7 protein-coding genes and 1 pseudogene are annotated in these 10,660 nt (G+C 66.4%); 2 read left to right on the top strand and 6 right to left on the bottom strand.

Annotated elements, in window-relative coordinates; translation table 11 throughout:
• Window positions 1–343: pseudogene (locus AB0873_RS28605) on the bottom strand (hypothetical protein); the annotation flags it as partial.
• Between the two features lie 3 nt (window positions 344–346).
• Window positions 347–676: a hypothetical protein gene (locus tag AB0873_RS28600; protein ID WP_366603562.1), complete on the bottom strand. Its 330-nt coding sequence runs from the start codon at window positions 674–676 to the stop codon at window positions 347–349.
• 166 nt (window positions 677–842) lie between these two features.
• Here AB0873_RS28600 and AB0873_RS28595 point away from each other — a divergent pair, with 166 nt between their 5' ends.
• Window positions 843–1,427, top strand: a complete 585-nt coding sequence (locus tag AB0873_RS28595; RefSeq protein ID WP_366603561.1) for a hypothetical protein — start codon at window positions 843–845, stop codon at window positions 1,425–1,427.
• The gene (locus AB0873_RS28590; protein ID WP_366603559.1) at window positions 1,424–2,482 is read left to right on the top strand and encodes a C40 family peptidase; all 1,059 of its coding nucleotides are present in this window, start codon (window positions 1,424–1,426) and stop codon (window positions 2,480–2,482) included. The genes AB0873_RS28595 and AB0873_RS28590 overlap by 4 nt, the downstream gene beginning before the upstream one ends.
• 140 nt (window positions 2,483–2,622) lie before the next feature.
• Here AB0873_RS28590 and AB0873_RS28585 read toward each other — a convergent pair whose 3' ends face one another.
• The 4 genes from AB0873_RS28585 to AB0873_RS28570 are packed head-to-tail and all read right to left on the bottom strand — an operon-like array spanning window position 2,623 to window position 10,634.
• Window positions 2,623–4,143 carry a phospholipase D-like domain-containing protein gene (locus tag AB0873_RS28585; protein ID WP_366603557.1) on the bottom strand — a complete coding sequence of 507 codons (1,521 nt, stop codon included), beginning with the start codon at window positions 4,141–4,143 and terminating at the stop codon, window positions 2,623–2,625.
• On the bottom strand, window positions 4,136–5,311 hold the full coding sequence (locus AB0873_RS28580; protein WP_366603555.1) for a helix-turn-helix domain-containing protein: 1,176 nt from the start codon (window positions 5,309–5,311) through the stop codon (window positions 4,136–4,138). Before AB0873_RS28580 ends, AB0873_RS28585 begins: the two co-directional genes overlap by 8 nt.
• The gene (locus AB0873_RS28575; RefSeq protein ID WP_366603554.1) at window positions 5,308–9,201 is read right to left on the bottom strand and encodes an AAA domain-containing protein; all 3,894 of its coding nucleotides are present in this window, start codon (window positions 9,199–9,201) and stop codon (window positions 5,308–5,310) included. Before AB0873_RS28575 ends, AB0873_RS28580 begins: the two co-directional genes overlap by 4 nt.
• On the bottom strand, window positions 9,201–10,634 hold the full coding sequence (locus AB0873_RS28570; protein WP_366603553.1) for a hypothetical protein: 1,434 nt from the start codon (window positions 10,632–10,634) through the stop codon (window positions 9,201–9,203). The genes AB0873_RS28575 and AB0873_RS28570 overlap by 1 nt, the downstream gene beginning before the upstream one ends.
• Window positions 10,635–10,660: the final 26 nt, after the last annotated feature.

Raw genomic sequence — 10,660 nt, 5'->3', positions numbered from 1 at the left:
TGATGTGCACCGCGGCGAGTACGGCGCCGGCGCGGTCGTGCGCGAACCCGAGAGCCTGACCCCCGCTGCTGAAGCGGGGACCGGACTGGCCCGACACCGGCACCGATACGCCCGCCACGTCGGCCCAACTCAGGTCGCTGGGCAGGTCCGCCCGGCTACCGTCAGCCGGGCCGACGTCGAAGTGGATCGGCGTCGGACCCGCCGGTGAGGTGACAGACCTGTCAGGTCCGGCGCCGACCACCGCGACGGTCACAGCGCCGGCCAGCGCAGCGGTGGCCAGACAAACGGCGGTGAGCCAGCGGCGCGTGGTACGGCGGGCACGAGTAATGACGTCGTAGGTCATGGCTCAGCTCGGCAGGACCGCGCCGACCACGACGGCCGCGACCGCTCCACATGTCAGCCCGGCCAGCACCCAGGGGATGCCGGCGGCGCCGTCGGCAGCGAATGACGAACGGTTGCGACGACCGACGGCCATCATGATCCCGCACACCAGCAGGCCGCCGACCCCGGCGACGATGAGGATCCACTTCATCCAGCCGATGAACAGGTTCCCGGTCGCCTCCAGGCCGGGCGGAGCGGCGGGGCCAGGGTTCGGCGGAGCGGCCAGAACGTCGGCCGCGACACCGATCTGCCCCTCCACAAGGGCAGCGACGGTGGTCAGGTAGTGAGCAAGCACAGCAGGCCTCCCGAAGGTCAGGACACCCCAGTCGGGCATCTGCCATGGACCCTGACCAGGCGTTGCTGACGGCAGCGTTGACGCTGGTGTGGCCGCCTCCGTTACCGCCGTTACCAGCGGCGGCCGGCAGCGGTAACGGCCCCGCCGACCAGACACCGTCGTCGCCATGGACGCGCGAATCCGAGCAGCAGCGGCACTGGCCCTGACGTTGCCCGTTACCGGCTGCGCCGCCGGCTCAGAGCCGACGCCGGCCGAGCTGAGCACCAGCAGGCCCGCGGCCAGCGCTCGGCCGGCCGGCGTGGCCGCTGCGGTGCCGCCGCCGACACAGCCCGGCTTCTCGTACGCCGAGCCGGGGCAGGTGTGCCGGCGGTTCGTCATGGCCCTCTACAGCGCCGACACCCGCCGCGACGCGGGTCCGGGCGACGCCTACCAGCGGGCCATGCGCTTCGCCAGCAGCACGCTGGCCGGACAGAGCGCCGCCGCCGACCGCGACGGCCGCTGGACGACCTGGGCCCACCACCGCGTCTACATCACCGCCATCGTGGAGCCCTCCGTCGACCCGCAGCCCCTGGCGGACACCGCGGTCAGCGCCCGGCGCGCGTTCCGGGTGACCGCGACCCCCGTCGGCGAGGACGGCTGGCGCGGCTGGACCGAGCGCAGCATCGTTGACTGCGCCCTGCGTCGCGGCGGCCCCGACGGGCCCGGCTGGCGAGTCACCGGGTACGGAATCCGCCGGGCCGGCCTGCGATGAACCGCCCGTGGCTGATCCTCACCGGCGGGCTCGTCATCGTGCTCCTGGCACCTCTGGCGCTCGTCGTATTCGTCGCGTTCTCGGTGCTCGGCGTCAGCCCGGCCATGGCCTGCACCATCGGCCCGCCCAGCGCTTCGCCCGGCGCGACAGCCGGGCCGCCGAATTGGCCCGATCAGGGATCCTGGACCTCCGAGCAGGTCGGCAACGCCGCCACCATCGTCGCGGTCGGCGCCGAGATGCACGTGCCGCGCTACGGCTGGGAAATCGCCGTCGCCACCGCCATGCAGGAGTCCACCCTGCGCAACCTCGGCCACCTCGGCGCGGACAACGACCACGACTCACTCGGCCTGTTCCAGCAGCGACCCAGCCAGGGCTGGGGCACCCCCGAGCAGATCCTCGACCCCCGCTACGCCGCCAGGAAGTTCTACGAGCACCTGGTCGAAGTCGACGGCTGGCAAACCATGCCGCTCACCCAGGCCGCACAGGCCGTGCAGCGTTCGGCCTACCCCAACGCGTACGCGAAGTGGCAGCCCGAGGCTCAGCAGCTGGTTACGGTGATCAGCGACGGGCTGAACATCGACTGCACCAGCGACGGCGGCGACGGGCTGCCGCCCCTGGACGACGCAGGCCTCCCCGATGGCTTCGTCCTGCCAACGGACCCGCACCTTCGGGCCGTGGTCTCCTTCGCGCTGGCCCAACGAGGCAAGCCCTACGTCTGGGGCGCCGAAGGACCCGACAGCTACGACTGCTCCGGCCTGATGATGGCCGCCTGGGCAAAAGGCGGCGTGCAGATCCCCCGGGTCACCGCCGACCAGGTACACACCGGCGTCGCGGTCCCCTCACTGGCGGCGATGCGACCCGGCGACCTGATCTTCATCCCCGGCTCCGACGGCACAATGTCCCGACCCCGCCACGTCGGCATGTACATCGGGACCGACCGGAGCGGACGGCAGTACCTCGTTCAGGCGCCGAGGACCGGCGATGTCGGGAAGGTCATCGCCGTCAGCGGTTGGAGCCGGCAGGTGGCTGCCATCCGCAGACCGCTGCGACTGTGAGGTCATTTCGCCGTAAGTATTGGAGTAGGTGACGAAGATTGCCCTGACTGCAGTAGCGCCCCTGGTCACCGCAACCTCATGTAGCGGATGAGCGGATGTTGTTCACGGCGTGACGTAGCCATAGACGGTCCCTTGGCAACTTAGGCGGTTCTCTCCCGGCTGATCAAAGGCGCGAAGATGCCGCAGACTTCCATCGTCGGCGGGGACTCGCCGCGGCGGGGGGAGATCCAGCGTTCGAGTAAGTGCCCGCTGGCTTGAGGCCTCGGGAGACCTGACGCGGGCTCAATCAGCCACCGTGCCCGATCACCGGAAAGCCGGTATCGGCGTGAGCCGCTGAAGATCAGAAAACCCTCGCCATCCTGCTGGAACAATGCAGGTCCGCTGTGCGAGCTCAGCTGGATCCAGGTCTGGTCACTGCAGGTAACGACGCCTTGCGGAGCGCGTGGCCAATGGTGCAACGAATCCGCCAGCAGCCGATCGGCCGCGGCGCGGGCTGGCGGGTCGACTTTGAACTCCAGGTCCGACTCAGTCATGCAGTGTTGGAAGTAATGCCACGCGTCCTCGACCGCACCCGTCCCGTCCAGCTGAGTTCCAAGTTCCATGCCCCCGGTGAGACCCATCGCCGTCATCAGATTTGCGGAGAACACGGAACCGGTTCGTCCGTCCGCAATGCATCCTTTGGCATGAGTCAGGCGGTCGGCATAAATTTCCACCCCTGCCTTCTGAAACGCCGAGGCCTCCGCCCGCGAGGCCTCGGAGATGTTTCGACCGCGCAGCAACATCCTGACCCGGACTCCGCGATCTAGCGCACGGCACACCGGCTCGTACAGCAACTCCGGCCGTGCCGGTTGCTTCGGCAGGCCGAAGGTCATGTTGCCGATGCTGAACGTCGCGAGGACCAGTTCTTCGACGGCCTGGTCAATGGTGCGCCTCATCGAGTCGAGAATTCGATGCTGCTCCTGCCAAGTCCAGAGGATTCGGCTGCCGTGATGGCTGTCGGGTAGGGCGTCGTCGTCGGGGATCCGGTCATGCACAGAGTGATGCGTGGGTGCCGGAGGCATGTCCCAGGCACTGTGTCGCCAAAGCCGCCGGAACACCCAAGCCAGTACGGCGACCTCCTCGACGTCCTCGAAGACGAGGCCATTCTCGGCCACGGTGTTGAACGAGCGGGTAACCAGGTTTGCGCTGGACACCAGCGCGCGCGCATCGTCTACGACGACAAACTTCGCGTGCAAGCCCGGGTAGCCGCGGACGTAGATGCCGCTGGTCGTCAGACGGGTGAAGTTGCGGTATTCGATCTGCGTATCAATGTCCATCGTATCCGATGCATCGTTGATGGCCCGGTTTAGGCCGCGGTCATCGAGCGCCGAGACGACATAGACACCGCCTTGGAGGCGGCTGGCAGCCCGCTCGAGGGCGTGCCGGACATCCTCGTCACCTAGGAACAGCGTTGCGACGAAGACCCGCTTTTTTGCCGAGTCGATCAGGTGGATGAGCTCCTCTCGGATGGTCGAACCGCCTCCGGCATAGGTCAGGCAGTGGCGGTAGCCCTTCACCTGTCCCTTGTGCTGTGACACGAAGGGGGTTCGTTGCGGCGCATCCTCGCGTTTGAGGAAGTAGCCGCCCTTGAGCGTGCGCAGCCCCAGGTCGATGTCACTCAAAGGGGAAGTCCTCCTCGCGCCGCAACGCGTAGACATGCTGGTAATGCCGGGCGCTCCAGAGCGCGCTGCGGACGTGGGCCGGGGTCAACTCTCCTGGGGCCAGTCCGTAGCGAGTCGCGCTGGCTTCCACAATCAATGCCAACCGTTGGGAGGTGGCTTCGGCGGCGGGTTTCATTGCGGCCTCCGCCATTGCGTGTTGGAGCGCGAACGTGCGTGCGGCGCTGCTGTCACCTGGGGTGAACTCGACGTCGACGTAGACGACGTCCCGATCTCCCTGTATCAGCAGGCCGCCGGGATGGCCGAGACGGATCCCGCTGGTCGCTGCGGCGACGGCCGCCTCATGACCCAGCTCGTATCGCCAAGCCCGGCCGGTGTACTTCGCCGCGACCGGACCCCAGCCGTCGGCGGCGTACGCCGCCTGCTCAGCCAGCTCCGCCCAGCGCCTCGTCAGGTTGTCGGCGTGGGGGACGAGGAGGTTTACAGTCTTCGTGGCGCCTACCTCGACCTTTAAGCGCGCCCGATGCGATCCGTCGCCGCCTGTCTCCACGCGCCCACTTGAGCGATACTGCGGGCTGTAGTCTGGGACGAGATCATCTGTGGGAACCGCCGCCACGATGTCTTTCGGCAGGCCCAGGATCATCTGCCGGCTGATGCGGTCGGCGATAATCTCGTGTCGGGGGGTCAGGCCGGCACCACGGTCTACGTCGACGTATCCGGCCGGCTCTGCCCGGTCCATTCTCGGCGCCCGCCGGCCCGAGTTCTGGGGAAGGGCTATGAGTTCGTCGGTGTCTGCAAGATACAGCAGCGTCACCTGGGTGGGGCGGAGCCGCGCCACCGCTGTCTGCTTTACTGCCACCTGGGCCGATTCGGTCGCGATCGCCTCGGCCTCGCGCGCCTCAAGCAGGCCGAGACGTACCAGCCTGCCGAAGATGGTGACGATCGCCGACTGCGGAATGCCGGTGATTTCCTCGATGTCGATCGGGTAGGCAGGGTCGAGCGCGATCGCCGCCTCGATGATCAGGCGATCGAGGGCGGTAAGGCTTTCCTCGATCTTTCGTGTCATCGGTACGTCCGGCCAAATTTCGACGGCGAGGAGGGTTTCCTGTACGACTACGGTGGCCTTGGAATCGATCTCGCGCGCCTGTTGAAAGGTGAACCGAACCGTCATAGTCGGCGGATCCGCATGAAGTCGGCGTCTTGATCGATGAGGTGGAACAGGTTTTCGTAGAAAATCCGCGCCTGGCCGGGCACGCCGCCCTCGCCGGGATCGGCAAGCGCCCGCAGGGTGCGGCCATGACCGACGATCACCAGGGCACGGCGCGCTCGGGTGAACGCGACGTTGAGGCGACGGATGTCCTGCAGCCACTGCCCGTAGTTGGGGCCGATTCGTCCCCGGGTGCGCGCCCTGGTGAAGCTGATGATGACGACGTCACTCTGTTGGCCCTGAATGCGGTCGACGACGTCGATGACCTCCCACTTCAAGCGCGGCAGGTCGGACGCGCGCAGCTGGGCTGCCAGTTGCTGGGCTTGGGCGCGGTAGAAGGCGAGAACACTGACGGTGATCGGGGCGGCGGCCGCCCGTCCGAGCCCCTCGTCGTAAAGGCGGCAGAGGCGCTCGACGAGGACCTGCTCCAATTTGTTGATGAAACCGTGGTCTAGGGGCTCATCGCCGGCGTCCTGGTAGTGGCTCGTGTCGACGAATATTACCGGCTTGGTGAGCGTTTCGGTGAGCACCAGCGGCGTGACGCCAACACGTTCGAGGTCGGTTGCTGGCGGCGTTTGGTACCGCCCCTGATACACGGGTTGATCAACGATCCGTGCGAGCGGCTCGATCATGCGGCGTTGCCAGACAAGTTCCTGGCGGAGTAGGTCGGGACATCGGACGACCGCTCTTTGGAAGAGGCTCTGCACCAGGTGACGCAGCATGGCCTCCAGTACCCGACGGTCCGCGTCATCGCTGGACGCCGAGCTCACGATCTGACCGTACGCCGCGGAGAATTGGTCGCGGAAGGTGCTCTCCCAAGAACCATCGGCGACCAGTTCCTCGGCGACCTCTAGCACGCTCTGGGTCCGGAACTTGTGCAGTTCCTCGTCCTCGGCCCAGACCTGCGCCAGGTGCCGCACGGCGGCCTCGACAGTCTCGTCGGCGCCACGGCCAATGCGGTGCAGCGCGGTCAGAGCATGGAGGAAGTACTCGTCACGCTGGTCGACGTGCGGAGGCAACTGATGCTCATCGCCGACCAGAACCCACCGCCGCGCCCGCGTAGCTCCGATGAGGAATTCGCTCTCGGTGACCCTGCTGGCCTCATCGACGATGAGCGTGTCGTAGTCGGCGTACCGCACCACCTCGCTGCCTCGCCCGACGATTCCCTTGGTGGTCGCGCAGACGAGGTTCGCGGCCCGTACCAGCGACTGTCGGATGTCGGTGGCGAGACGCTCGTCCGACTGCTCAGCGGCCAGCTCGCACCATCGCCGGTGCAACTCCGGCAGCCGTTGCAGGACTCTCCGACGGCGCACATGTTGCCGGATGGCCGCGTCGTGATCGGCCGGATTCTCGGATTTCCCAGTCAGCGCCTCGTCAACTTCTTTAAGACGCCGCAGGGCAACGCCGAGTCGCGCTTCCGCGGCGGTGCGTTCGTCGCCGGCGTCGGTAAGCGTCCGTTCGATCCGGTCCCGGCCGATCTCCCACTCACGTGCACACCACGTCCGATCGTTCTCGGCGTCTCGGTGTTCCTTGCGAGCCCTCGTGACCTCGTACAGCACCCGAGATAGCTGACCGGCGAGGTCTGCTATCGGACCTAAGGACGCGGGGCGGCTGGCGTTCCGGGAAGTCGGAGCTTCCGACACCAGCAGTGGCGGGATCACCTCGGCCAAGTAGACCGCGATCCGGCGGCGTTCCTCAGGATCGGTGATGGCCGCTGTCTGTGCGCCACCGCGGTCAGCGATCTCCGCGAGACGGGTCCACTGCAGCTCGGCCTGCCGATCTGCCGTCGCCGTCTGCCGGCGCGCGTTGCTGACCCGCTCCCGTGCCTGCTCGACGGCGGCGGCATGAGCGGCCCTGGCAGCCGCGAGATCTCGTTCGGCCTCGCCATTTCGGGCAGCTGCGCGAAACAACTGCACTCTCAGCCGAGCGGTGCGGTCCCTACTTTCGGCGAGCTGGCGCCGCGCCGCGGTGACACCGCCCAGATGCATAGCCGTGAGCACCCGCCCTAGCCCCGTCTGGTGGGTGACGGCGTCGTTGAGGTGCTGGCGAGCTTGCTCAAGGGCCGCCTCCTCCCTAGCCAACATCGTCCGAGTGGTGTGCAACTCTGCTGCCGTTTGGGTGACGGCTAGCTCTGCCCGTCGCACCTGGGAACTCAGCTCACTCACCCTCCGCCGTAACCTGGCTTCGGCGGAGGCGTGGGCGGTATCGGCCCTCGCCAGAATATCCATCGCGGAGATACACCGCCTGGCCAGCGGCGGCAGTGGCGAGAGCACGGGCTGAGCATTCTGGAGGAGACCGGCGTACTGCTGTACGACGCGGGCCAGCGACTCCTCGGCCGCAGCGAGCCTGGCGACCGCCCGCTCCGCAGCGGCCTGCAGCAATCCCGACTCCTGTTCAGCCTGGGTCCGAGCCCGGTTCCAGCGGTCGATGCTAGCCGCCAGCGCTACGCGCGCCTGCGCCACGACATTCGCCTGACGGCGCTTTTGGCTGATGGCGGACTTTGCGCGTCCGGCAGCGCGGATGAGTTCTTCGACGTCTTGCAGCTCGCGTGCCCACCGTACGTCCTGGCCGCCGTTCTCGGGCTTGAGAATCCGGCCAGCGAGCTCACCGCCGACGTTGGGTTCGAGGAAGTCATGCACGGCCTCTTGGACACGGTCGTCGCTCCATGTGATCCGGAGCGGCCTGATGCCGGGTTTGCGGCCGATCCGGCTCAGCACCTCATCGACGGCGACGTGGCTTGGCGCCAGCAACAGCACCCGCTCACCCCGGGCGGTCAGCTGTCTCGCGATCTCGCAGATGACCTCAGTCTTCCCCGTTCCCGGTGGTCCCTGGATTAGGAACGTGTGCGGCGACGAGACCGCACCGGCGACCGCCCGGCGTTGCTCCTCGTTCAACGGCACCCCGGCCGGGTCGTCGTCGCAGAAGAAATGCTCAGGAGGGATGAACGTGTCGGGTACGGCGGTCAGGCCGTCGGGCCGGCAGAGAAGGCGGGCGAGGTCATCCCAGGAGCCCTCCACCTCGCGGTTGAGGAAGTCCTGCAAGGCAGAAGCATTCTGCCGCATCCCGAACGGCTTCACCAGATTAATTTTGACCGTCGTACCGATGTTCGGTGTCCAATGCGATGGTTGACGGACGGCGAGCCGTCCGATTCTTACCCGCTGCACAGTGGTGTTTACCGTCAGGCCGCCGGGAGCGGTGACCATGACCCGTCGGCGATCGAACTCTGTCAGGTCCGAGCCCGGCTCCGCCTCGATGACCACCGCGCTCCGACCATCCTCAATTTCTTCGATGCTGATCACGGTGCCCGCGATGGTTCGCTCGGCTGGTTCCGGGCGCTGTTCGACGATCCCTAGAAGACGTCTCAGGCGGTCGTATTCCTTGTGCACCGAACTTTGCAGTCGAATGGACGCCTGCGCCGGACCGCGGGCCTGGTACGCACTTCGCCATTGCTTAGCCTGAGTCAGCAGATCTTCCATGTCGAAGGGAACTTCACGGTAGTTTGGCTCGAGTGACACCATTCTTGGGACGATGCGATCAACTCGCCGCTCCATCGAGGATGTCTCATCGATGAAGGTAAGCTCTGCCAGCCAAGCGTTGGTGTGTCGGGCTCTGCGTCGCCGTACCCTTGCTTCGAAACGCGCGCTGCCGAGCCGGTAGGCCTGATATCTGGACCGCCCCAACGAGCGATATCGGGCGATCCACACGCCGCCGGTCAAGTCATCGGCAAATTCTTGCAGCGTAACCCCGGGTGGCAGCGACAGGCGCTGTGGCGTCGACAGCACCAGCTCACCGATCTTCATCGGCGGTGGACCATCGGAGCGCGGGTGTTCCGGCTTGAGCAGATGTGATTCCATCAGACCTCGCGAATGAACTGCAGGGCCTCGATGTGCTGACCAATGTTCTGGCCGGGGGAGTGCTCGCTCCAGAACGCCCGCAACAGTGCGAGAGCCCTGCCCCGCAGGTCCGTGCTTTGTGCGTGCGACACGGATTCGGTGCCGTGCGCTAGAACCGACCGGTTTCGTGCGTCGACGACTCCGCGCATGCTCTGCACAGCGGCAAGCTTGTTCCACTTGAGTGCGCTCAGCGTGGTGTCGTCCATCAGATAGAGCAGGATCATGGCATCCATCAAGGCGACCTTGCGGGGTAGCGCCGGTGTCGGCGTGCCGTATAGAGTTCCGGTGAACGTCGCGTACCTGTTAGCCAGGTCGATCGGGTCGCCGAGCTTCGAGTAGTCCGGGTTTTCCAGGTCGAGACCGAACGTGTCGGACAGCCGCTCCTCGAAGGCCTTCTCAATGCTGCGGTAATACAGCAGGGCGGCAAAGTCATAGCGCCCCAGGTCCTGGTAGTGATTGCCGAGCAGGAAGAAGTTGAGCAGCATCTCCGGACCGGCCCGTCTGGCGAGCGACTCCGCAAACTCCAACTGCTTGCCGATCCGCTGGGCGACCGCGGCGTCGAGACCAGGCCGGTTGCCCCGGAGGTGCTCCCGGACGCGGCCGATGTGCTCGGGGAGCCCGTCGACATTGAGGTCACACCAGGCTTCGTACAGCGCGGCGAGGTCGCGCAGGAACCGAACGCGGACCGGCTCCGACACCGACCCGCTCAACTCCTCGAACCGCTGGCGTGCACCCGTGTATGCCCCGCTGCGGAACATCGCCATCGCGGCGGTCATGTCCTTGTCGCCAAAGAGGGCTGTCGGATTCGGCAGCACGCACAGCTTTTCGCTGCCCGGCAGCGCCTGCCGGATCTCTGGATCGAACGTGCTGTCGATGTAACACATGGGGAGGTCGAGCTGTGACGCGGCGAGCGCCGCCCCCGCGCTCATCACCTTCTTGCCGCCGGTGATGTCAATGATCGCCCGCAGCGGGCGGTCGCCGCTAAGCAACGAGCTGACCTCCTTCCGAACGATCTCGTAGATGCTCGTCGGATCCACCGGGTCACAGGACACGTGCCGAATGTCGGCAAACGCGATCTTGCCCGCGAGCTTCTGCCAGATGGCGTTAATCGTCGCTTCGGTGCTCGCCGACGAGATGATCAGAAGCTTGGCTGGGCGGGTGAGGGCGAAGGCTAGGAGAGTCGTTTCCGGCGAAAATCCCGATAGACTGATCAACAGATCCACGGGTGGGCACTCGACGTCCCTGGAGTTGTCCCGAGCCACCTCGACGGCCTCGTCGTAGATCTCCGCGAGCCGGAACCTCTGCGCCTGCTCGGCGAAGGTACCTTCCCCGTAGGTCTCTTCGCCGCGGAAGATCCGCCGCATACGGGCATGCTTCTCGTCCAGGGTCGTCATAGGACGAACATTCTATGGTGCGGGTC

The sequence above is a fragment of the Micromonospora sp. NPDC047707 genome (assembly GCF_040704235.1).
GTDB lineage: Bacteria > Actinomycetota > Actinomycetes > Mycobacteriales > Micromonosporaceae > Micromonospora.
The sequence above is the reverse complement of the archived record's forward strand: the minus strand, read 5'-3'. Positions and strand labels throughout refer to the sequence as shown.

Bases quoted from the DNA above. Each gene is read 5' to 3' on its own strand.
- AB0873_RS28595 (WP_366603561.1), top strand. From the start codon at position 843: ATGGACGCGCGAATCCGAGCAGCAGCGGCACTGGCCCTGACGTTGCCC.
- AB0873_RS28590 (WP_366603559.1), top strand. From the start codon at position 1,424: ATGAACCGCCCGTGGCTGATCCTCACCGGCGGGCTCGTCATCGTGCTC.
- AB0873_RS28580 (WP_366603555.1), bottom strand. From the start codon at position 5,311: ATGACGGTTCGGTTCACCTTTCAACAGGCGCGCGAGATCGATTCCAAG.
- AB0873_RS28575 (WP_366603554.1), bottom strand. From the start codon at position 9,201: ATGGAATCACATCTGCTCAAGCCGGAACACCCGCGCTCCGATGGTCCA.
- AB0873_RS28570 (WP_366603553.1), bottom strand. From the start codon at position 10,634: ATGACGACCCTGGACGAGAAGCATGCCCGTATGCGGCGGATCTTCCGC.